The following is a 23,084-nucleotide window of genomic DNA, read 5'->3' as shown; positions in this document are numbered from 1 at the left end:
ACGAAGAACAGGGCCCTGTTATCTCAGGACCCAACAGTGTGCCAAACGATTACCCGAACAAACCCCGACACGCGCTTTCCAGACACCAGCCGGCCACCATCCCCTTCCAGGGACACCAGCACCACCGGTGCGTACTCACACGCCACCAGGACCCCTCCGGGACCTATCCGTTGATATTCCACCCATGAGCACCCACCGCGGAACAAACGCCCGCGCTATGGGCTGACTCCTGCAGGCCACACACCCACCACTGAGGATGGACGACATGAACCTGAGGCGCTCCTTAGAAAGGAGGTGATCCAGCCGCACCTTCCGGTACGGCTACCTTGTTACGACTTAGTCCCAATCGCCGGTCCCACCTTCGACGGCTCCCTCCCACAAGGGGTTAGGCCACCGGCTTCGGGTGTTACCAACTTTCGTGACTTGACGGGCGGTGTGTACAAGGCCCGGGAACGTATTCACCGCAGCGTTGCTGATCTGCGATTACTAGCGACTCCAACTTCATGAGGTCGAGTTGCAGACCTCAATCCGAACTGAGACCGGCTTTTTGGGATTAGCTCCACCTCACAGTATCGCAACCCTTTGTACCGGCCATTGTAGCATGCGTGAAGCCCAAGACATAAGGGGCATGATGATTTGACGTCGTCCCCACCTTCCTCCGAGTTGACCCCGGCAGTCTCCCATGAGTCCCCGGCATAACCCGCTGGCAACATGGAACGAGGGTTGCGCTCGTTGCGGGACTTAACCCAACATCTCACGACACGAGCTGACGACAACCATGCACCACCTGTAAACCGGCCACAAGTGGCTGACACATCTCTGCATCATTCCGGTTCATGTCAAGCCTTGGTAAGGTTCTTCGCGTTGCATCGAATTAATCCGCATGCTCCGCCGCTTGTGCGGGCCCCCGTCAATTCCTTTGAGTTTTAGCCTTGCGGCCGTACTCCCCAGGCGGGGCACTTAATGCGTTAGCTACGGCGCGGAAAACGTGGAATGTCCCCCACACCTAGTGCCCAACGTTTACGGCATGGACTACCAGGGTATCTAATCCTGTTCGCTCCCCATGCTTTCGCTCCTCAGCGTCAGTTACAGCCCAGAGACCTGCCTTCGCCATCGGTGTTCCTCCTGATATCTGCGCATTTCACCGCTACACCAGGAATTCCAGTCTCCCCTACTGCACTCTAGTCTGCCCGTACCCACCGCAGATCCGGAGTTAAGCCCCGGACTTTCACGGCAGACGCGACAAACCGCCTACGAGCTCTTTACGCCCAATAATTCCGGATAACGCTTGCGCCCTACGTATTACCGCGGCTGCTGGCACGTAGTTAGCCGGCGCTTCTTCTGCAGGTACCGTCACCCACCCAAAAGATGGACTTCTTCCCTACTGAAAGAGGTTTACAACCCGAAGGCCTTCATCCCTCACGCGGCGTCGCTGCATCAGGCTTGCGCCCATTGTGCAATATTCCCCACTGCTGCCTCCCGTAGGAGTCTGGGCCGTGTCTCAGTCCCAGTGTGGCCGGTCACCCTCTCAGGCCGGCTACCCGTCGTCGCCTTGGTAGGCCATTACCCCCACCAACAAGCTGATAGGCCGCGAGTCCATCCAAAACCACAAAAGCTTTCCACCAACATGGCATGCGCCAGAAGGTCGTATCCAGTATTAGACCCGGTTTCCCAGGCTTATCCCAGAGTCAAGGGCAGGTTACTCACGTGTTACTCACCCGTTCGCCACTAATCCCCCCACAAGTGAGGTTCATCGTTCGACTTGCATGTGTTAAGCACGCCGCCAGCGTTCATCCTGAGCCAGGATCAAACTCTCCGTAAATGCATTACAGACACAACAACACCACCCGGGAAAACGGGTGACACCATTGCACAAAATTCGAAACCAGCCAAAAAAACCAGCCACCACACGGGGTGCGGCAACCAGCAAATTCAACCAATCAAAAAACAATCGGTATCAACAAACTTGGCACACTATTGAGTTCTCAAACAACAGGAGCTACCGGCACCAAACACAACCAAACCGTCATGTTCTCGCTCCGAAGCAACTTTACAAGCCTACCCGCTCTGTCTCGGTTTGTCCAAATCGGCCGGTTCCCACATCTCCCGTTCTCCGTTCCCGCCCAAGCGGACAGGAGAGGCATCCAGGTTCTGTGGTTGTCGGCCGACCAGATAACTTCATCAGCGCGGATATAAACAGTAGCACCCCCTGCCGGTGGATGCAAAACAGCGGCGGCCCCCGATGATCGGGGGCCGCCGCCGTCGTGCCGACTCGGGGATCAGGACGTCGCGGGCTTCAGGTACAGCACGCCGAGAGGCGGCACGCGCACGTCTCCGTAGGCAGGCTGCCCGTTGTGTGCGCCCTCCCGGGCAGTGATGGGGCTGGCGTTGCCAACACCCGATCCGCCGAACTCGGCGGAGTCGGTGTTGAGGACCTCGGTCCACTCGCCCGCCCACGGCAGTCCGACGCGGAATCCCTCGTGCGGCCCTCCCGCGAAGTTGGCGATACAGACGAGCGGATTGCCCTGGTGGTCCCACCGGATGAAGGACAGGGTGTTGTGCTCGCCGTCGTTCTCGTCGATCCACTGGAAGCCGGCCGGCTCGTTGTCCCTCGCATACAGGGCCGGGGTGTCCCGGTAGACCGTGTTGAGCGACCGGACGAGTTCCTGCACGCCCTTGTGGGAGGGGGTCTCGGTGAGCCACCAGTCGAGGCTGTGGTGCTCGGCCCACTCGGACTCCTGCGCGAACTCCGAGCCCATGAAGATCAGCTGCTTGCCGGGGTGCGCCCACTGGAAGGCCAGGTAGGCGCGGACGTTGGCGAGCTGCTGCCAGCGGTCACCGGGCATCTTGCGCAGGAGTGATCCCTTGCCGTGCACGACCTCGTCGTGGCTGATGGGCAGCATGAAGTTCTCGGTGTAGGCGTACACCATGGAGAACGTCGCCTTGCCGTGGTGGTGCACCCGGTTGATCGGATCCTCCGAGATGTACTGGAGGGTGTCGTGCATCCAGCCCATGTTCCACTTGATGCCGAACCCGAGCCCGCCCGAGCTGGTGGGCCGAGTGACGCCGTCGAACGCCGTCGACTCCTCGGCGACCATGACGATTCCCGGCGCCCGCTTGTAGGCGGTCGCGTTGACCTCCTGCAGGAAGGAGATGGCCTCGAGGTTCTCGCGACCCCCGAACCTGTTCGGGCGCCACTGTCCTTCCTCCCGCGAGTAGTCCAGGTAGAGCATCGAGGCGACGGCGTCCACGCGGAGCCCGTCGATGTGGAACTCCTCGAGCCAGTACAGCGCGTTCGCCACCAGGAAGTTGCGCACCTCGCGACGGCCGAAGTCGAAGATCAGCGTGCCCCAGTCCTGGTGCTCACCGAGGAACGGGTCGCCGTGCTCGTACAGCGTGCCGCCGTCGAACTTGGCCAGCGCCCACGCGTCCTTCGGGAAGTGGGCCGGGACCCAGTCCATGATGACGCCGATACCGGCCTGGTGGAGCGTGTCGATCAGGTACTTGAAGTCGTCCGGCGAACCGAAGCGGGAGGTGGGCGCGAAGTAGGACGTCACCTGGTAGCCCCAGGACCCGCCGAACGGGTGCTCCGCGACCGGCATGAGCTCGACGTGCGTGAACCCCTGCCAGGTCACGTACTCCGCGAGCTGCTCCGCCAGTTCGCGGTAGCTCAGGCCCTGGCGCCAGGATCCGAGGTGCACCTCGTAGACGCTCATGGGGCCGTTGTGCGGATCGGCGGCCGCACGGGCCTGCATCCACTCGTCGTCCTTGAAGGAGTAGGTGGATTCGACGACCTTCGAGCCGGTGAGCGGCGGGATCTCGGTGCCGCGCGCCATCGGGTCTGCCTTCTCGCGCCACTGTCCGTCGCTGCCGAGGATCTCGAACTTGTAGCAGGTGCCCGCGCCGGCCCCGGGAATGAAAATCTCCCAGATGCCCGAGCTGCCGAGGGATCGCATGGCGTTGACGGTGCCGTCCCAGCCGTTGAAGTCGCCCATGACGCGGACGGCACGTGCGCTGGGCGCCCACACAGCGAAGGACACGCCCTCGATCTCGCCGAGGACGGACGAGTAGTGGCGGACGTGCGCCCCGAGGGCGGTCCACAGGGTCTCGTGCCGGCCCTCACCGATCAGGTGCATGTCGATCTCGCCGAGTGTCGGCAGGAACCGGTACGGGTCGTCGACGGTGATCGGGTCGCCCTCGTACGTCACCTCGAGCCGGTAGTCGGGGACGTGGCCCGGGTTCTCCGCCGCGAGGGCGCCGACCCAGATGCCGTTGTGCTCGTGCCGGAGCTCCGTACGGCCGGACCCGGTGACGACCACGACGGACCGCGCGAGACGGCGCAGCGTCCGGACGGTGACGACGTCGTCGCTGTCGAGGTGGGCGCCCAGCACCGCGTGGGGCTGGTGGTACACGCCCTCCGACACCTGCTGCAGGACGGACTGCTCGACAGGGGCGGGCGTGAGGTCGGCGGTGCCGGCCTCGGCCCGCGGCGCCTCGGTCGGGCCGGAGCCCACCTCGCGGGCCTTGTCCGCGACCTCCGCGGCGGCGCTGATGGCCTTGTCCGCTGCGGCCCTTCGCTGTCCCGGCGACGGTCTTGGCCGCCTTGGCGACGAGATTCGTCTGGCCCGCACCCTTGTCCGGGCCGGTGTTCTTCGGAGTGTTCATGTCAGCTGCTTTCGTTGCGTCGGCACCGGACTGTGCGCCCAGGGCGCGACGGACGTCCCGTGCGGGCATCTCGACCCAGTCGGGCCTGTTGCGGATCTCGTAGACGACTTCGTACAGGGCCTTGTCGAGCCAGAGGGCACGGAACAGCGGGCCGGCGGTGTCCACGGGGGCACCGATCTCCTCCGCGTACCCCTCGAGGAAGGCACCGCGTGCGGCGTCGGACCACTGCTCGGTCGCGGCGGCGTCGGGGGAACCGAGCGGAGCGGCGCCGCGGGACGCGGCCGCGTATTCGAGCGAACGGACCATGCCGACGACGTCGCGCACGGTCACGTCGGGCACGCTCCGCTCGGCGGTGGGCCGGAGTGGCTCCCCCTCGAAGTCGATGATGAGCCAGGCGCCGTCGGGTGCCTGGAGCACCTGGCCGAGGTGGAGGTCCGCATGGATCCGCTGCAGCGGGGGGATGCCCTCGACGGCCTGGATCTCGCGGATGATGCGCTCGACCTCGCCGTCGAGGGGACCGACGACGTCGCCGGCCTCCTCCCATGCCCAGCGGATGCGCTGTGCGAGGGCGTCCTTGAACTCCTTCTCCTCCACCTCGGTGGCCGTCCGGCTGCCGAAGGCGCCGTCGAGCTGCTGGTGGATGCGTGCCACCGCCCGGCCGAGGCCGCGCGCCGCCGCCGTGAAATCAGCGGCACTCGAGGCGGCGGCCGACGCGGTGCGCCAGGCATCGGTGCTGCCCTCGACGAAGTCCCGCAGCACGCTGACGTGGCCCGTCACGTGCTGGCCGGGTTCGCCGTCGGGTACCTGCCAGGTCCCCGTGACCCAGCCGAAGGTGTCGGGCGTGTCGGTGGACCCGCCGGCGGTGAGCTCGGCGCTGATCTGCACGTCAGGGCTCTCGCCGGCTGCGAGCACCCGGAAGAATTTCACGATCATCGATCCCGGTCCGGACCCGTAGACCACGGAGGTGTTGGACTGCTCACCCTGCAGCACCTTCACGGGCTGCTCGGTGCCAGGCTCCTGGCCGGCGGGCGCCTTGACGACGACGCCGGCGAGCCGGCCGTCGGGCGTGGACCGCCGCGACAGGATGAAGTCCACCCAGAGGCGCACGAAGTCCGCGTCATGGGTGGCGTCGTACGCCCAGCGCGCACCGAGCTCCGGGTGGTCCACCTGGCCGATGAGGCCGGCTGCGGCGTCGTCGAGCGGTCCGGAACGGTAGCTGATGGGCACGCTGACGACATCGGTGCGCTTCCCGGAGGTCACGGCCAGGAAGTGCACCTCGAAGCCGGCGTCGCCGGCCGGGTCCTCGAGGACGGTCCCGCCGACGACCGTCAGGTCGACCGTCTCCCCCTTCACGGGGAACCAGCGCTGCGCCGGGAGCCATTCGGTGAGGATCTCGGGGATGAAGGGCGTATGGGCTGCCACTACCTGACCGCCTCCGACATGGAGATGACGGGCATCGCCTCGGTGAGGGGCGATGACGCGTTGGAGTTCGCCGAGCGGACGCGGAGCCAGAAGAAGTCGTGGCTGCCGAGCGTCAGCGAGATCTCACCGTCCTCCCCGAACGCCGGGAAGATCGCGCCGCCGAACAGGTCACGCAGTCCGCGGCCCGCGAACTGCGGAAGGCGCATCTTCGCCGCGACGGGGTGCTGCGAGAGGTTGAAGACGCACAGCACCGACTCGGCGGGCTCGCCCTCGACGTTGCCCTCACCGATCTCGCGGAGGAAGGCCAGGACGGACTCCGACTCCACCGGGACGTTGCGGTAGCCGCCCAGTCCGAAGGCGGGGTGGGTCTTGCGCACGGCGAGCATCTGGCGGACCCAGTGCAGCAGCGAGCTCGACGTCGCCATCTGCGCTTCCACGTTCACGTGGTTGAAGTGGTAGACGAGCGACTGCACGACCGGCAGGTACAGCTTGCCCGGGTCCACCGGGGAGAAGCCGGCGTTGCGGTCCGGGTTCCACTGCATCGGGGTCCGCGACGCGTCGCGGTCCTCGAGCCAGATGTTGTCGCCCATACCGATCTCGTCACCGTAGTAGAGGAACGGGCTGCCGGGCAGGGACAGCAGCAGGGCGTGGATCAGCTCCACCTCCGCGCGGGAGTTGTCCAGCAGCGGGGACAGCCGACGGCGGATACCGACGTTGGCGCGCATGCGCGGATCCGGCGCGTACCAGCCGAGCATCGCCTCCCGCTCCTCGTTGGTGACCATCTCGAGCGTCAGCTCGTCGTGGTTGCGGAGGAACGTACCCCACTGGGCGCCGACGGGGATGTCCGGGGTCTCGGCCATCGTCTCGATGATCGGGGCTGCCTTCTGGTCCCGCAGGGCGTAGAACAGCCGCGGCATGATCGGGAAGTGGAAGGACATGTGGCACTCGGGCTCGTCCTCGCTGCCGAAGTACTCCACCACCTCGTCCGGCATCTGGTTCGCCTCGGCGATGATGACGCGGCCCGGGTAGTTCTCGTCCACCATGGCACGGAGCCGCTTGAGGAACTCGTGCGTCTGCGGCAGGTTCTCGCAGTTGGTGCCCTCCTCCTCGAAGAGGTAGGGGATGGCGTCGGCGCGGAAGCCGTCGATACCCTGGTCCAGCCAGAACCGCACGACGTCGAAGATGGCCTCCTGCACCTTGGGGTTCTCGAAGTTGAGATCCGGCTGGTGGCTGAAGAAGCGGTGCCAGAAGAACTGGCGGCGCACCGGGTCGAACGTCCAGTTCGACTCCTCGGTGTCCACGAAGATGATGCGCGCGTCCTCGTACTTCTCGTCGGTGTCGCTCCAGACGTAGAAGTCGCCGTAGGGGCCCTCGGGATCCCGGCGTGACTCCTGGAACCAGTGGTGCTGGTCCGAGGTGTGGTTCATGGGCAGGTCGATGATGACCCGGACGCCGCGGGCGTGGGCCTCGGCGACAAGCCTCTTGAAGTCCCCGAGGGAACCGAACTCGTCGAGGACGTCGTAGTAGTCCGAGATGTCGTAGCCGCCGTCGCGCAGGGGCGACTTGAAGAACGGCGGCAGCCACAGGCAGTCCACGCCGAGCCACTGGAGGTAGTCCATCTTCTCGATCAGGCCGGAGAGATCACCGGAGCCGTCCCCGTTCGCATCGGCGAAACCACGGACCAGGACCTCGTAGAAGACCGCCTTGCGGTACCAGTGGGGGTCGTGGGCCAGTCCAGGTGCGTTGAGCTGGAAGGGGTTGGGCACTAGCGCTGCCTCCTGATTGAGAGAATGTGGGCGGGTTCCACGTAGGGATCGAGCCGGACGTAGTTGTGCTCGCCCCAGGTGAAGGTCTGACCTGTGAGGAGATCGTCCACGAGGAACGTACCGTTCTCGTCCATATCCGCGGCATCGAGACCGAGACGCGCGAGATCCAGCGACACCGTGCTCTCCCGGGTACTATGCGGGTCCACGTTGACGACGACGATGACGGTGTCCTTGCCCTCGGCCGTCTGCTTGTGCTTGGCGAAGACCACGGTGGCGGGATCGGTGCTGCCGTGGATGGTGAGGTTCTCGAGGTCCCCCAGTGCGGGGTGCGCACGGCGGATCGCGTTGAGGCGCGTGATGAAGGGGGCCAGGGAGCGGCCCTCCGCCTCGGCGGCGGCGTAGTCACGGGGGCGGTACTGGAACTTCTCGTTGTCGATGTACTCCTCGGCGCCCGGCCGGGCCACGTGCTCGAACAGTTCGTAGCCCGAGTACACGCCCCACAGGGGGCTGGCCATCGAGGCGAGCACGGCGCGGATCTTGAAGGCCGCCGGCCCGCCGTACTGGAGGTACTCGGTGAGGATGTCCGGCGTGTTCACGAAGAAGTTGGGCCGGAAGTAGGCCGGCGAGACCGTGCTGATCTCGGTGAAGTACTCCTCGAGCTCCGTCTTCGTGTTGCGCCACGTGAAGTACGAGTACGACTGCTGGAACCCGGCCCGGCCGAGGGCGTGCATCATCGGCGGCCGGGTGAAGGCCTCGGCCAGGAAGATGACGTCGGGGTGCTTCTTGTTCACCCGGGCGATCAGCCACTCCCAGAACTGCACCGGCTTCGTGTGCGGGTTGTCCACACGGAAGATCTTCACGCCGTGCTGGATCCACATCAGGACGATCCGCAGGATCTCCTTCGACAGTCCCCCGGGGTCGTTGTCGAAGTTGATCGGGTAGATGTCCTGGTACTTCTTCGGCGGGTTCTCGGCGTAGGCGATGGACCCGTCCACGCGCGTGGTGAACCACTCGGGGTGCGTCTGGACCCACGGGTGGTCCGGCGCGGCCTGCAGTGCGAGGTCCAGGGCCACTTCGAGATCGAGTTCCCGGGCCCGGGCGACGAACGCGTCGAAGTCCTCGAACGTACCGAGATCGGGGTGGATGGCGTCGTGGCCGCCGTCCGCCGACCCGATGGCCCACGGCGAACCGGGATCCGCGGGCCCGGCCGTCAGCGTGTTGTTCGGCCCCTTGCGGTGCGTCCGGCCGATCGGGTGGATGGGAGGCAGGTATACGACGTCGAAGTTCATGGCCGCCACGGCGTCGAGCCGTTTCGTGGCCTCGCGGAACGTCCCGGAGGTCCACTCCGCCGTCTCGGGGTTGTAGGAGGCCCCTTCGGAGCGGGGGAAGAACTCGTACCAGGCGGCCCGTCCTGCCAGTTCGCGCTCGACGTTGATGGGGTACGCCCGGGAGGCGGTCACCAGCGACCGGATGGGCTTGCGTGCGATGGCCTCGTGGATCTCGGGGGACAGCCCGGCGGCGAGGCGGGCGTCGACGCCCTGATCGGCGTCGGCCAGCACCTCCGCTGCACGGCGGAACAGCGTCGCGTCCCGGCCGGTCCGCTCCCCGGCGGCCCTGGTGAAGAGTGCCGCGCCCTCGGCGAGCATCAGCTCGACGTCGACTCCAGCGGCGATCTTGATGGTGGCGTCGTGCTCCCAGGTGCCGAAGACGTCCGACCATCCCTCGATGGTGAACGTGTGCAGCCCCTTGGCGCGCGGCGTCAGCGTGCCGGCCCAGCGGTCGAGGCCGGATCCCACCGGCGTCATGCGGACGCGCTGCACCTCCTTGCCGCGGGGATCGTAGAGGACGGCCGAGACGCCGAGCTGGTCGTGGCCCTCCCTGAAGACGGTCGCGCCCACGGCGATGTCCGAGCCGGGGATGCCTTTCGCGGGGAAGCGGCCGTCCTCGACGACGGGACTGACCGCCGTGATGGGAATGCGGCCGAAGCGCAGTCCCTCGGGATACTGGGCATTTCGATTCTGCTCGGTAGTGGTGGTCACCCGTACGACGTTAGCGAGTAATGGCCCGAATTGCTAAGGGGGCTTGGCGTAATGTCAGCGACCCTCCCGTATTAAGCAAGCGTTTACGCATCCGCTCCCCAGGGTGGGGCAAGTGCGCTAGCGTAATCGGGGTGAAGGCCATCCGCAGATTTACCGTCCGAACCGTCCTCCCCGAGAACATCGCACCGCTGGGCAAGCTCGCCAGCAATCTGCGCTGGTCGTGGCATCTGCCCACCTCGCGCCTGTTCGAGGAGATAGACCCCGCAGCCTGGGAGGCGAGCGACCACGATCCCGTGTCCTTCCTCGGGTCCGTGACGCGCGAGAAGCTTCAGCAGCTCGCCGCCGACGAGAAACTGGTGCAGCGCATCCAGGAGCTCGGCGCCGACCTCGACAGCTACCTGACGGAACCGCGCTGGTACCAGGGCCTCGGCGAGGACGCGCCCCGCAGCATCGCCTACTTCTCCCCCGAGTACGGCATCAGCGCCGTCCTGCCCCAGTACTCCGGTGGCCTCGGCATCCTGGCCGGCGACCACCTCAAGTCCGCGTCCGATCTCGGCGTCCCCCTGATCGGCGTCGGCCTGCTCTACCAGGCCGGGTACTTCAAGCAGTCGCTCTCCCGCGATGCCTGGCAGCAGGAGACCTACCCCGTCCTCGACCCCGACGGCCTGCCGCTGACCCTGCTCCGCGAGGAGGACGGCTCCGCCGCGATGGTGGTGCTGCCCCTGCCCAACGGCCGGCAGCTGTCGGCGCACATCTGGCGCGCCGACGTCGGCCGTGTCCCCCTCCTGCTCCTGGACTCGAACGTGGCCGCGAACGACGATGCGGCACGCAACGTCACCGACCGCCTCTACGGCGGCGGCGGGGACCAGCGCCTCCAGCAGGAACTGCTCCTCGGCATGGGCGGGGTCAAGGCCCTGCGCATCTTCCAGCGCCTCACCGGCACACCCGCGCCGGAGGTGTTCCACACCAACGAGGGACACGCCGGCTTCCTCGGCATCGAGCGCATCCGTGAGCTCATGGACCCCTCCAACGAGTCGCCCATGAGCTGGGAGGAGGCGCTCACGGCGGGACGGGCGTCGACGGTGTTCACCACCCACACCCCGGTACCGGCCGGGATCGACCGCTTCGAGCGCTCCCAGATCGAGCACTTCTTCCACGCGGGCCTTGCGCCGGCCGTGCCCACGGACCGCGTCCTCGCGCTCGGGGCCGAGAACTACGCGGACGGCGACCCGACGAAGTTCAACATGGCCGTCATGGGCCTGCGTCTCGCGCAGCGCGCCAACGGCGTCGCGAAACTGCACGGCGAGGTCTCCCGCGGCATGTTCTCCGGGCTCTGGCCGGGGTTCGACACCCGCGAGGTCCCCATCACCTCCGTGACGAACGGCGTGCACGTCCCGAGCTGGGTGGATCCGCAGATCGCGGACTTCGCCCTCGAGCACTTCGGCGCCGAGTCCGTCCTCGACCCCCAGTGGGCCAAGGTCTACGACGTGCCCGACACGGACATCTGGGCGCTGCGCCGCCGCCTGCGCTCCAACCTGGTCGACGACGTACGCCAGCGGCTGCGCTCCTCCTGGAAGAAGCGCGGGGCGGCCGACGCCGAACTCGCGTGGACCGACTCCGTGCTGGACCCTGACGTCCTGACGATCGGCTTCGCCCGCCGCGTCCCGACGTACAAGCGCCTCACGCTCATGCTGCGCAACCCCGCCCGCCTCAAGGCGCTGCTGCTGCACCCGGAGCACCCCATCCAGCTCGTGATCGCCGGCAAGTCGCACCCCGCCGACGAGCAGGGCAAGCGCATGATCCAGGACCTGGTCCGGTTCACGGACGATCCCGAGGTACGCCACCGCATCGTCTTCCTGCCCAACTACGACATCGCCATGGCCCGCACGCTCTTCCCGGGCTGCGACGTCTGGCTGAACAACCCGCTGCGGCCCCTCGAGGCCTGCGGCACGTCGGGCATGAAGGCCGCGATCAACGGCGGCCTGAACCTGTCCGTCCTCGATGGCTGGTGGGACGAGATGTACGACGGCGACAACGGCTGGGCGATCCCGACGGCCAACAACGGCGCCTCGGCCGACGAGCGCGACGACATCGAGGCCGCAGCCCTGTACGACCTCCTCGAGACCCAGGTGGGCCCGCGCTTCTACTCGCTCGTCCCCGCCGAGGGTGCGGGAGCGGCCGGGCCGTCGGAGCCCTCGCGCGACGGCGTCCCGCACCAGTGGATCGCGATGATCAAGCACACCATGGCCACACTCGGCCCGGCGGTGTCCGCCGAGCGCATGCTGCAGGACTACGTCGAGAAGCTGTACCGTCCCGCCTGGCGTTCCGGGCAGGAGGCCGCCGCCGATTCCTTCGCCCTCGCGAAGCGGACCGCCGCGTGGCGGTCCCGGGTCCAGGGCAACTGGCCGGCCGTCCAGGTGGAACACGTGGACTCCACGGGCGTCTCGGAGAACCCGCAGATCGGTGACTCGCTGACCGTCAACGCGTACGTGTCGCTCGGTGGCCTCGACCCCGACGACGTCACCGTCGAGGTGGCCTACGGCCGCGCCCTCGACAGCGACGAGCTGAGCGACGTCACGGTCGAGGATCTCGACGTCTCCGAGAACCTGGGCAGCGGACGCTACCTGTTCACGGGCGGCGTCCGGATCGACCACTCCGGGTCCTTCGGCTACACCGTGCGGGTGCTCCCGAAGCACGCGACGCTGGCCACGAAGGCCGAGCTGGGACTCATCGTCAACGCCTGATCGGCTGCCCGACACCCAGACCGAAGCCCGGGACCCTGCGGTCCCGGGCTTCGTCGTTCCCGGGTCCCCTGCGTGCGTCGCTCCGGCGACTCGTCGTCGTTCCCGGGTTTCAGCAGACTCGGCCCGTGTTGCCCGCGCCACGCCGCTGATCGGCGGCGTGGCGCGGGGAAAAGCGGGAACGACGGCGGCTCCCGCCCGGGGGTCAGCGGGTGCAGGGAGCCAAGGGGGGGGTCAGCAGCGGTAGATGCGCACCGAGTCGCCGGCCACGGTATCGCCGTCACCCGAGAGCAGGCGTACCCGTTCCCCGAGCGGGCCGGGGACCGCCGAGTCGAAGGTGGGGCTGAACCAGCGCGGCTGCTCCCCCTCGACGCCCTGGCCCTGCAGGATCCATGCCGAGGGCAGGTGGATCCGGGTGGCCTCGAGCGAGCCGTTGATCACCACGAGCCCGTTGATGGTGCCGCCCGTCGAGCCGAGGAGGAGTTGCACGGTCCTCGTGTGCGGGTCGTTCCACTCCTGCGAGGTCATGGGCAGCCCGGCGGCGTTGAACCAGAGCAGCGTGGACTGGTCGCGGCGGGAGGGGAACGTGGCGGGCTGCCGGGCCAGGAAGTCCCTCCGGATGGACAGCAGCGTGCGCGTCGCCCCGAGCATGCGGCGCGACGCGGCGTCGTCGGGCCAGTGCACCCACGTGAGCTCGTTGTCCTGGCAGTAGGCGTTGTTGTTGCCGCCCTGGCTGCGTCCGAGCTCGTCCCCGGCCATCAGCATCGGGACGCCCAGCGAGATGAGCAGCGACGCCATGATGTTGCGGGCGCTCCGCTCCCTTCGGGCGAGGATGGCCTCGTCCTCCGTACGCCCCTCGGCACCGTGGTTGTAGCTGCGGTTGTCGTTGGAGCCGTCGCGGTTCTCCTCCCCGTTGGCCTCGTTGTGCTTGCGCTCGTACGCCGTGAGATCCGCGAGCGTGAAGCCGTCGTGCGCCGTCACGAGGTTGATCGAGGCCAGTGCACTCCGGCCGGACGCCGCGAACATCTCGGCGGACCCGGCCAGGCGTCCGGCCAGTCGTCCCAGTGAGGCCCCGGTCCCGCCATGCTCGATCGCGGCCACGTCGTGCAGCCAGAAGTCCCGCACGGTGTCCCGGAAGCCGTCGTTCCAGTCCGCCCAGCCGACGGGGAACTGCCCGGTGCGCCAGCCGTCCGGCCCGAGGTCCCACGGCTCCGCGATGAGCTTGGTGCCGCGGAGGGCCTCGGAGGCCCTGACGGCCACGAGGAAGGGATGCCTCGGGGTGAACGCGTTGCGCTCGTCGCGGGCGAGGCTCACGGCGAGGTCGAACCGGAAGCCGTCGATCCTGAACTCCTCGACCCAGTACCGCAGCGAGTCGAGCGCGAACTCGACGACGCGGGGCTCGGAGAAGTCCAGGGTGTTCCCGCACCCCGTCGTGTCGTCGTACCGTCCGGCGTCGTCGTGCCGGTAGTAGTCGTGGTCCCCCAGCCCGCGCCAGCACAGCGCGGGGCGGTGCTGCTCCCCCTCGGCGGTGTGGTTGTAGACGACGTCGAGGATCACCTCGAGGCCGGCGTCGTGCAGTGCGCGGACCATGCCCTTGAATTCGTCGAGCACGGCGGACGGCCCCGCCGCCCGGGCCGCGGCCGTGGCGTAGTCGGTGTGCGCCGCGAAGAAGCCGAGCGTGTTGTAGCCCCAGTAGTTGCTGAGTCCCAGGGGCTCGAGGTGCGGCTCGTCGATGTGGAAGTGCACCGGGAGGAGCTGGACGGCGGTCACCCCGAGGTCCCGCAGATGGGCGATCATCACGGGGTGGGCGAGGCCCGCGTACGTCCCACGGAGTTCCTCCGGCACGTCGGGATGAAGCTTCGTGAGGCCTTTGACGTGGGCCTCGTAGATGACCGTGTCCCGCCACGGGGTGAGGGGCCGCTCGCCCGTCCCCCAGTCGAACGCATGCTCGAGGAACACCGAGTAGTAGGAGCGCGACGCCGACTCCTCCGGATCGGCCTGGACGGTCTCGATGGCCCGGGCGTACGGATCGAGGAGCAGTTGCGCCTCGCCGACGGACCCCGGCAGGTCCCGGCCCGTGGGCCAGAACGCGTAGAGGGCGCCCGGCGCCACCGGACCCACCACACCGTGGTGGACGCCGCCGTCGAGCCCGACCAGCGTGTCCGAGGTCCAGGTCCCATCCGCGCGGCGCCAGTGCACGTCCATGGAGGCGATGCCCGGCGCCCACACCGCCGCATTGACGTGGTCGTCCCGGCGCCAGGCCCCCCTGACGGGATGGAGTCCGAGCGGGAACTCGCGGGAAGCGCGCGGCAGGGGCGCGGGGTTCGTCATGCCCGGGGTCAGGCGGAGCGCTGGCGGGACACCTCGTAGAGCGTGATTCCCACCGCCATCGACGCGTTCAGCGACTCCATGGCGGAGTCGATGGGGATGGACACGATCTGGTCGCAGTTCTCGCGGACGAGCCGGGAGAGCCCCTTGCCCTCCGAGCCGACGACGATGCAGATGGGATCGCGGCCGAGCGACAGCTCCGGCAGTGAGACGTCACCGTCGCCGTCCAGCCCGAGGACGAAGATGCCCTTCTCCTTGAAGGACTTCAGCGCGGCATTGAGGTTGCCCACACGGGCCACGGGTACGCGCACCGCGGCACCCGCGCTGGTCTTCCAGGCGGACGCCGTCACGCCGACCGAGCGACGCTCGGGCACGATGACGCCGTGGCTGCTGAAGGCCGACGCGGAGCGGATGATGGCCCCGAGGTTGCGGGGATCGGTGATGCCGTCCAGCGCCACGAAGAGCGGGGCGTTGCCGATGTGCCCGCGCCGGAAACGTTCGATGGTCTCGTCCACGAGGTCCAGCGCGTCGGCGTACTCGTACGGCGGGATCTGCAGCATGAGCCCCTGGTGCACGGCGCCGTCGGTCATGCGGTCCAGCTCCGGCTTGCCGGTCTCCATCACGGGGATGCCGCGCTCGGCGGCCATCTTCAGCGACTCGCGGACGCGGTCGTCCACCTCGATGCGGATGGCGACGTGGAGGGCCTTCGCGGGGATGCCCGCCCGCAGCGCCTCCACGACGGAGTTGCGGCCGGTGACGACCTCCTCGGCCGCCTTGCCCCGGGTACGACCGGTGCCAGCGCCCTTGCCGTCGCGCTTGGCGGCCGAACGCTCCGCCAGCTCCTTGTTCTTGTACGCCTTGTGGTACGGGCGGTCCTCCGCCTTGGGCGTGGGGCCCTTGCCCTCGAGCGACTTGCGCCCATGTCCGCCGGTGCCGATGGTGGGGCCCTTTTTCGTTTTGCGAACCGCGCCTGGACGTCCGTGACTGGCCATGGGAGAACACCTTTATATAGAGGAAGAATCGCCTCCAGTTTACGCGGACCCGACGGGGTGGACCGGCACGGGCGTCCGTCCGGCCGCGCCGGCGGCCCGGCGCAGGACGCCGACCGGGCCGGTCAGTCGCCCGAGAGGGACCACCGGACGCCGTCGGCGGCGTCCTCGAGGACGATCCCGGCGGCGGCCAGCGCATCGCGGATGGCGTCCGCCCGCGCCCAGTCGCGCGCGGTCCGGGCGTCGCCCCGTTCGGCGATCCGATCCCCCACCAGCGCCTCGAGGGCGCGGGTGGCGGCCGCATCCGCGGCCGTACCGGCGACGGCGTCCCCGGCGTCGTCGAGACCGAGCACGGCGGTCATGGCGACGACGGCGGCGAGAGCCGCCCGGGTGGCGTCGTCGTCGCCCGCGGCCAGCGCCGTGTTGCCGCCGCGCACCGTGGTGTGGAGGACCGCGAGGGCCTGGGGGACGTTGAGGTCGTCGTCCATGGCCTCCGCGAAGGCCGCCGGGAGATCGGCGGCGCGGACGGCACCGCGGGCCGGGGCACCGACGCGCGAGGAGGCCTTCGCGATGAACCCGTCGATCCGCGCCACCGCGGACGCCGCCTCCTGCAGCGACGTCCCGCGGTAGTCGAGGACGGACCGGTAGTGGGCCTGGCCGAGGTAGTAGCGCACCACCCGGGGCCCGGCCGCGTCGATCATCTCCTGGGGGCTGACGGTGTTGCCGATCGACTTCGACATCTTCTCGCCGCCGTACGTGACCATGCCGTTGTGCATCCAGAACCGGGCGAACGCGTGGCCTGCGGCCTGCGACTGTGCCATCTCGTTCTCGTGGTGCGGGAAGCGCAGGTCGAGACCCCCACCGTGGATGTCGAACTCCGTGCCGAGGTACTTGGTGACCATGCTGGAGCACTCGAGGTGCCAGCCGGGCCGTCCGGTGCCCCACGGGCTCGACCAGGACGCGCTCGCGGGGTCGGTGTCCTTCGAGCCCTTCCACAGCGCGAAATCGCGTGGGTCCCGCTTGCCGCGCGGGTCGGCGTCGGGCGCGGCCTGCATGTCGTCGATGTCCTGGCGCGTGAGGCTGCCGTAGGCGGGCCAGGACCGGACGTCGAAGTAGACGTCGCCGGAGCCATCCGGCGCCGGATAGGCGTGGCCGCGCTCGATCAGCCGCTGGATGAGGGCGTGCATCTCGGGGATGTGCCCGGTGGCCCGTGGCTCGTAGGTGGGGGGCCGGACCCCGAGGGCGGTGTAGGCGCTGTCGAAGGCGCGCTCGAAGCGGTAGGCGAGGGCCCACCACTGCTCCTCGGGCACCACCGTCGGGTCGTCAAGGGACGCTCCGTCGCTGAACGAGTCGGCGGACTTGGCGAGGATCTTGTCGTCGATGTCCGTGACGTTCCGCACCACCGTGACGCGGAGACCCCGCGCTTCGAGCCACCGCGTCAGCTGGTCGAACGCGATCGCGGAGCGGACGTGGCCGACGTGCGGCATGCCCTGCACCGTGGCACCGCAGTAGTAGAGACTCGCCCTGCCCGGTTCGAGGGGTTCGAAGGGGCGCACCTCGGCGCGGGCGGTGTCATAGAATCGCAGGCTCACCGGTCCAGATTACCCGGCGGGTCGGCTCAGCCCTGCGGGCCCCCGGGCGTCGCCTGCTCGCGGGAGCGCACGACGACGGCGGTCGCGATGGCCGCGATGCCCTCTCCCCTGCCGGTCAGGCCCAGTCCGTCCGTGGTGGTGGCGGAGATGCTCACGGGTGCCTGCGCGGCGTCGGACAGGACGGCCTCCGCCTCGGCGCGGCGGGGACCGAACTTCGGGCGGTTGCCGATGAGCTGGACCGCGATGTTGCCGATGTCGAACCCCGCCTCGCGGACGATCGACGCGGCCGCACCGAGGAGCGCATGCCCGGAGGCGCCCGCGTACTCGGGGCGGTCGGTGCCGAAGTGCGTGCCGAGGTCGCCGACACCGGCGGCGGAGAACAGGGCGTCGGCCGCGGCATGGGCGACCGCGTCGCCGTCTGAGTGCCCCGACAGGCCCCGCTCCCCCTCCCACAGCAGGCCCGCGAGCCAGAGGGGCGCCGGCGCGTCGGCCGGCGCGTAGGCGTGGACGTCCACGCCGATGCCCGTGCGGGGAAGGTGGGTGTGTTCGCTCAGGTACACGGCTGCTCCTGGTGCTGGTAGGGGTCGGCGGCCGAATCAGCCGGCGATGCGGGAGGCGGCGGGATCCCGCGCGAGGACCGCCTCGGCGACGACGAGGTCCAGGGGCGTGGTGATCTTGAAGGCGAGGGGGTCGCCCTCGACGACCCGCACGGTGGCGCCGTGCGCCTCCATCAGCATGGCGTCGTCGGTGACCGCCGGATCGGCCGGACCGCCTGCCGCGTGTGCCGCCCGCAGTGCCGCCGCGTCGAAGCCCTGCGGGGTCTGCACGGCCCGCAGGCCCCCACGGTCCGGCGTCGCAGTGACGACGTCGCCGTCCACCACCTTGACCGTGTCCACGACCGGCAGCACCGGGATCACGGCCGGGGCGCCTGCGGCGACGGCCTCCGCGACGCGCCGGAACACGTCCGGCGGGGTGAGGGCCCGGGCGGCGTCGTGGACGAGGACGACGGCGGTCGGGGGAGGGAGCGCATCGAGGCCGGCGCGGACGGAGGCCGTCCGCGTGGTGCCACCGGTCACGGCGACGATGGCCGGGCCGCCGGTACGCCGTGCGGCGTCGGAGACCACGGCGGCGAGGACGGCGTCGTCCTGCGGCAGGACCACGACGACATGCGTGGCGACACCGGATGCGATCACGGCGTCGAGGGAGCGTTGGAGGAGGGTGCGCCCACCGCACAGGACACGGGCCTTGGGGATGCCCTGGCCCAGGCGCTGCCCGGACCCTGCGGCCACGACCACGACGCCCACCCCGGCGGGGAGGGGATGCTTCTTCTCGGACACCCCGTCACCCTATGTCAGGACCACGAAAAAGAGGGACCCGAAGGTCCCTCTTCCGCGCCGGCCCGTCTCCTAGGAGGCGAGGACGTCGTCGAGAACGCTTGCTGCCTTCTCTTCGTCGGTCTTCTCCGCGAGTGCGAGCTCGGAGATGAGGATCTGGCGCGCTTTCGCGAGCATCCTCTTCTCACCGGCCGACAGTCCGCGGTCGTGGTCGCGGCGCCACAGGTCCCGGACCACCTCGGCGACCTTGATGACGTCGCCGGAGGCGAGCTTCTCGAGGTTCGCCTTGTAGCGGCGCGACCAGTTGGTCGGCTCTTCCGTGAACTCGGCCCGCAGGACGTCGAACACGTGCTCGAGGCCTTCCTTGCCCACCACGTCGCGGACCCCTACGAGGTCAACGTTCTCTGCTGGTACTTCTATCGTCAGATCACCCTGTGCCACCTTGAGCTTGAGATACATCTTCTCTTCGCCCTTGATGACGCGCATCTTGATCTCCTCGATCTTCGCTGCGCCGTGGTGAGGGTAAACAACTGTTTCGCCGACCTCAAAAACCATGTGGACTTTCCCCTTTCCCGGCCATCAGTTTATCACGGTAACGACACGCCGATGCCGCGTTTTCGCAGGTCAGACGGCCGAAACAAGCGGAAAGAACTATAGTTCGCCCCTTGACGACCGGAGTTTTTGGTGATCCGGGCTGCGGGTGGGCCACGAAACCGACACCACGATTCGACGGCGTTGCCGATAGTCTGTTGAGTAGGTCCGCTCCGGATTATCCACCCGTCCCACCTGTAGAACCCCCAGGAGTCTGTGCTGTGAATAGTGCACCGAAGAACCGCGTGCAGCAGTCCGTTGCTGCCGGCGCCGTACTGCTGATGCTGGGCGTCTCCGGCTGCAGCTTCACCGCCGAGCAGTCGACGACGACGCGATACGCCGCGTCCGACGGCATCGTCAAGGACCTCGGCCCGGTGCTCCTGCGCAACATCCTGATCGTCGGCCGCGACGACGAGACGGCCGGGCGCCTCGTCGGCACCGTGTTCAACACGAGCGACGACCCCGTGAGCCTCTCCATCCGCGCCGGCGGAGCGTCCACCGACGTGACGATCGAGGGCCAGGGCCAGTTCAGGTTCGAGGAGGAGTCCTCGGACGACGCCACCCTCGAGGGCCTCGACGACATCCCGGGCTCCCTGATCGACGTCGAGTTCGACGTCGAGGGCGAGCAGGCCGTCTTCGAGGTGCCGGTCCTCGACGGGACGCTCGAGGAGTACCGCGAGTACGTCCCGGGCGGGTACACCCCGCGTCCGAGCGAGCCCGCCGCGACCGAGGAAGCCGCCGAGGGCGAGTAGCCCCGCCCCACGTAGACGACTGCCCGCCTCCGGGATCCGGAGGCGGGCAGTCGTGTGTCCGGGACCGTCCCGGCGCCGCTCAGGGCTCGTACTTGTAGCCGAGGCCTCGGACGGTGACGAGGTAGCGCGGGTTGGACGGGTCGGGCTCCACCTTGCCGCGGAGCCGCTTCACATGGACGTCGAGGGTCTTGGTGTCCCCCACGTAGTCCGATCCCCACACCCGGTCGATCAGCTGGCCGCGCGTCAGGACCCTGCCGGAGTTCCGGAGCAGCATCTCGAGCAGCTCGAACTCCTTGAGCGGCAGTGCCACCTGCTCGCCGTCGACGCTCACCACGTGGCGCTCGATGTCCATCCGGACCGGTCCGGCCTGGATGGTGTTGGAGATCAGCTCCTCGGGGTCGCCCTGCCGCCGGAGCACCGCACGCACGCGTGCCACGAGTTCGCGGGACGAGTACGGCTTGGTCACGTAGTCGTCGGCACCGAGTTCGAGGCCCACCACCTTGTCGATCTCCGCGTCCTTGGCCGTCAGCATGATGACCGGCACGCTGGAGCGCTGGCGGAGCTGGCGGCACACCTCGGTGCCGGAGAGCCCGGGCAGCTGGAGGTCCAGCAGCACGAGGTCCGCTCCCGAGCGGTCGAACTCCGTGATGGCGTCGAGGCCGTTGTCCACGACGGACACCTCGTACCCCTCCTTGCCCAGGAGGTAGGACAGCGGGTCGCTGAACGATTCCTCGTCCTCGACGATCATGATGCGGCTCAAGCCGTGACTCCCTGCTCGTGGGCAGCGGTGCTGCCCTTCCTCGCCGACTTCCTGTCGGCGCCCTGCACCACCGCGCCGTCCGATCCGGCCGATGCGTCGTCCTCGGTGGACCCCTCCATCTCGGGCAGGCGGACCGTGAACGTGCTGCCCTGCCCGGTCTGCGACCACACGGTCACCTCACCGCCGTGGTTCGAGACCACGTGCTTGACGATGCTGAGGCCGAGGCCCGTGCCGCCGGTCTGGCGGGAGCGGGCGGCGTCGATCCGGTAGAACCGCTCGAAGATGCGCTCCTGTTCCTCCGGGGTGATCCCCGGGCCCTGGTCCGTGACCGAGACCTGCACGAGTCCCTCCCGCGACCGGACGCCCACCCCCACACGGGTGCCCTCGGGCGAGTAGCGGATGGCGTTGTCGATGAGGTTGCGGAACGCCGTCATGAGCAGGTCGCGGTCGCCGTACACGGGGGTGGGAGCCGAGCCGCCGACGACGATGTCGATCTGCTTGCTCTCGGCGGGCAGCTTGTTGCGGTCCACGGCCTCGGCGATGACCGAGTTCAGGTCCACGGCCTTGCCGCGGCGCACCACGTCGGCGCCCTGCAGGCGGGAGAGCTCGATGATGTCCTGCACGAGCGCCGAGAGGCGCCCCGACTCCTTGTGCATGCGCTGCGCGAACCGGCGCACCGCCACCTCGTCCTCGGCGGCGTCGTCGATCGCCTCGGCGAGGAGGGAGATGGCGCCCACGGGCGTCTTCAGCTCGTGGGACACGTTCGCGACGAAGTCGTTGCGGATCTCCTCGCTGCGGGTGATCTCGGTGCGGTCGTCCGCCAGGATCAGGATGTACTCGGCGCCCAGGGCCGCCACGCGGACCTGGACCACGATCATGCCCTGGCCGAGGGGCCCCCGGGGGAGCTCGAGCTGCTGCTGCTCGATCACCCCATCGCGCCGGACGCGGGCGGTGAGCTCCAGGAGTTCTGAATGGACCACGGTGTGGCCCCGCACGAGCCCGAAGGCGTAGGCCGCGGGGCTGGCGCGCACGACGCCGTCGATCGCGTCCACGATGACATACGCGCGGCCGATGATCGACAGGACCTCGGCGGGCGCCGTCGGGCAGGGAGGGCTCGTCCTCGTAGAGGAGCCGGAGCCGCTGCGCCTCACTCGCACGGAACGCCGCCATGCCGCTCACGCCGAGGGCAAGGCCGACCAGCCCGGCCACGAGCGTCAGGAGAAGGGGGTCCACGGTCATAGCTTATGCGTTGCGATTTCCGGTCCCGGCCGATCCGGTGGCAATAGCTCAGTGGTTCAACTAACGTTCACACAAAGCGGGGCAACCGTTCATCGCCGGCTGGAACGCTCGTCGGGAGACTGCACCGTTGGACGACACAGAATGGGAAGGACGCCTACGTGCGTAAGGTTTTTCAGGCCGAGCTACATCAGATCGGCGAGGAGCTGATCGAGATCTCGCAGCTCGTGTCCGAGGCGATCCAGAAGGCCAACACGGCCTTCCAGGGAGCCGACACCGAGCTCGCACAGGAAGTCATCGCCGCCGACGCGCGCATCGACTTCCTCCAGAACTCCCTCGACGAACGGGCGATCGACATCCTCGCCCTGCAGGGGCCCGTGGCATCCGACCTGCGCATGATCGTCGGCGCGCTGCGGATGAGCGCCTCCCTCGAACGGATGGGGGACCTCGCCCGCCACGTGGCCCAGCTCGCCCGCCTGCGCTTCCCCGCGAACGTCATCCCCGAGGGCATCCGGGCCACCTTCGACGAGTTCGCCGAGCTCGACGTGCAGATCGCCGCGAAGGTCACGGAGCTCCTCGAGACGCGCAACCTCGACCTGAGCAACGAGATCAACGCCGCCAACAGCCGGGTGAACGAACTGCACGCCAGCGTGTTCAGGACCGTCGCCGCCGAGGACTGGAACGAGACCGCACCGACCACCGTCGATGTCACCCTCGCCAGCCGCTACTACGAGCGCTTCGCGGACCACGGCGTCTCGGTGGCCCGCAAGGTCACCTACCTCGTCACCGGCGAATGGCAGCCCAGCGCACCGCTGAACTGACGCCCACCCGAAGCGACTGTACGACAGAACGACGGCGGCCCTGCGAGG

General features: G+C 68.4%; 12 protein-coding genes, 1 rRNA gene and 2 pseudogenes. 3 read left to right on the top strand and 12 right to left on the bottom strand.

Annotated elements, in window-relative coordinates:
- Nucleotides 1-287: 287 nt before the first annotated feature.
- From QFZ50_RS18155 to QFZ50_RS18140, 4 genes and pseudogenes are all read right to left on the bottom strand, one after another.
- A 16S ribosomal RNA gene (locus QFZ50_RS18155) occupies nucleotides 288-1,822 on the bottom strand.
- Between the two features lie 457 nt (nucleotides 1,823-2,279).
- Nucleotides 2,280-6,087: pseudogene (gene glgB / locus QFZ50_RS18150) on the bottom strand (1,4-alpha-glucan branching protein GlgB).
- Complete coding sequence (gene treS / locus QFZ50_RS18145) at nucleotides 6,087-7,853, bottom strand: maltose alpha-D-glucosyltransferase (RefSeq protein ID WP_307086563.1); 1,767 nt, start codon at nucleotides 7,851-7,853, stop codon at nucleotides 6,087-6,089. Before treS ends, glgB begins: the two are co-directional and overlap by 1 nt.
- A complete protein-coding gene (locus tag QFZ50_RS18140; protein ID WP_307086562.1) occupies nucleotides 7,853-9,892 on the bottom strand; it encodes an alpha-1,4-glucan--maltose-1-phosphate maltosyltransferase in 2,040 nt (679 codons plus the stop codon). Before QFZ50_RS18140 ends, treS begins: the two co-directional genes overlap by 1 nt.
- A gap of 131 nt (nucleotides 9,893-10,023) precedes the next feature.
- Here QFZ50_RS18140 and glgP point away from each other — a divergent pair, with 131 nt between their 5' ends.
- Nucleotides 10,024-12,636 carry an alpha-glucan family phosphorylase gene (gene glgP, locus QFZ50_RS18135; RefSeq protein WP_307086560.1) on the top strand — a complete coding sequence of 871 codons (2,613 nt, stop codon included), beginning with the start codon at nucleotides 10,024-10,026 and terminating at the stop codon, nucleotides 12,634-12,636.
- Nucleotides 12,637-12,867: 231 nt separating this feature from the next.
- Here glgP and glgX read toward each other — a convergent pair whose 3' ends face one another.
- The 6 genes from glgX to QFZ50_RS18105 form a co-directional block, all read right to left on the bottom strand.
- On the bottom strand, nucleotides 12,868-14,964 hold the full coding sequence (gene glgX, locus QFZ50_RS18130) for a glycogen debranching protein GlgX (RefSeq protein ID WP_307086558.1): 2,097 nt from the start codon (nucleotides 14,962-14,964) through the stop codon (nucleotides 12,868-12,870).
- Nucleotides 14,965-14,972: 8 nt separating this feature from the next.
- Nucleotides 14,973-15,953 (bottom strand): 23S rRNA (guanosine(2251)-2'-O)-methyltransferase RlmB, encoded by a 981-nt coding sequence (rlmB, locus tag QFZ50_RS18125; protein ID WP_307086556.1) that lies wholly within the window; start codon nucleotides 15,951-15,953, stop codon nucleotides 14,973-14,975.
- Nucleotides 15,954-16,075: 122 nt separating this feature from the next.
- Complete coding sequence (cysS, locus tag QFZ50_RS18120; protein WP_307086554.1) at nucleotides 16,076-17,542, bottom strand: cysteine--tRNA ligase; 1,467 nt, start codon at nucleotides 17,540-17,542, stop codon at nucleotides 16,076-16,078.
- 26 nt (nucleotides 17,543-17,568) lie between these two features.
- Nucleotides 17,569-18,102 (bottom strand): 2-C-methyl-D-erythritol 2,4-cyclodiphosphate synthase, encoded by a 534-nt coding sequence (ispF, locus tag QFZ50_RS18115; protein ID WP_307086552.1) that lies wholly within the window; start codon nucleotides 18,100-18,102, stop codon nucleotides 17,569-17,571.
- 36 nt (nucleotides 18,103-18,138) lie between these two features.
- The gene (gene ispD, locus QFZ50_RS18110) at nucleotides 18,139-18,879 is read right to left on the bottom strand and encodes a 2-C-methyl-D-erythritol 4-phosphate cytidylyltransferase (protein WP_307086550.1); all 741 of its coding nucleotides are present in this window, start codon (nucleotides 18,877-18,879) and stop codon (nucleotides 18,139-18,141) included.
- A 69-nt stretch (nucleotides 18,880-18,948) separates the two neighbouring features.
- On the bottom strand, nucleotides 18,949-19,431 hold the full coding sequence (locus QFZ50_RS18105) for a CarD family transcriptional regulator (RefSeq protein ID WP_104049001.1): 483 nt from the start codon (nucleotides 19,429-19,431) through the stop codon (nucleotides 18,949-18,951).
- A gap of 257 nt (nucleotides 19,432-19,688) precedes the next feature.
- Between QFZ50_RS18105 and QFZ50_RS18100 the strand changes: the two genes are divergently transcribed.
- The gene (locus QFZ50_RS18100; protein ID WP_307086548.1) at nucleotides 19,689-20,219 is read left to right on the top strand and encodes a hypothetical protein; all 531 of its coding nucleotides are present in this window, start codon (nucleotides 19,689-19,691) and stop codon (nucleotides 20,217-20,219) included.
- A 79-nt stretch (nucleotides 20,220-20,298) separates the two neighbouring features.
- Here QFZ50_RS18100 and QFZ50_RS18095 read toward each other — a convergent pair whose 3' ends face one another.
- Entirely contained in the window at nucleotides 20,299-20,979 is a 681-nt protein-coding gene (locus QFZ50_RS18095; RefSeq protein WP_307086546.1) for a response regulator transcription factor, read from the bottom strand.
- Nucleotides 20,976-22,212, bottom strand: a pseudogene (locus QFZ50_RS18090) (sensor histidine kinase). The gene QFZ50_RS18095 and the pseudogene QFZ50_RS18090 overlap by 4 nt, the downstream one beginning before the upstream one ends.
- Before the next feature lie 164 nt (nucleotides 22,213-22,376).
- Here QFZ50_RS18090 and phoU point away from each other — a divergent pair.
- Complete coding sequence (phoU, locus tag QFZ50_RS18085; RefSeq protein WP_307086544.1) at nucleotides 22,377-23,036, top strand: phosphate signaling complex protein PhoU; 660 nt, start codon at nucleotides 22,377-22,379, stop codon at nucleotides 23,034-23,036.
- Nucleotides 23,037-23,084 lie beyond the last annotated feature (48 nt).

The sequence above is a fragment of the Arthrobacter agilis genome (assembly GCF_030816075.1).
Classification (GTDB): Bacteria; Actinomycetota; Actinomycetes; order Actinomycetales; family Micrococcaceae; genus Arthrobacter_D; species Arthrobacter_D agilis_E.
This window is presented reverse-complemented; position numbering and strand designations above follow the sequence as displayed.

Excerpts from the sequence above, each read along its gene's own strand:
- QFZ50_RS18105 (WP_104049001.1), bottom strand. The coding sequence starts at position 19,431 with ATGGTTTTTGAGGTCGGCGAAACAGTTGTTTACCCTCACCACGGCGCA.
- rlmB (WP_307086556.1), bottom strand. The coding sequence starts at position 15,953 with ATGGCCAGTCACGGACGTCCAGGCGCGGTTCGCAAAACGAAAAAGGGC.
- glgX (WP_307086558.1), bottom strand. The coding sequence starts at position 14,964 with ATGACGAACCCCGCGCCCCTGCCGCGCGCTTCCCGCGAGTTCCCGCTC.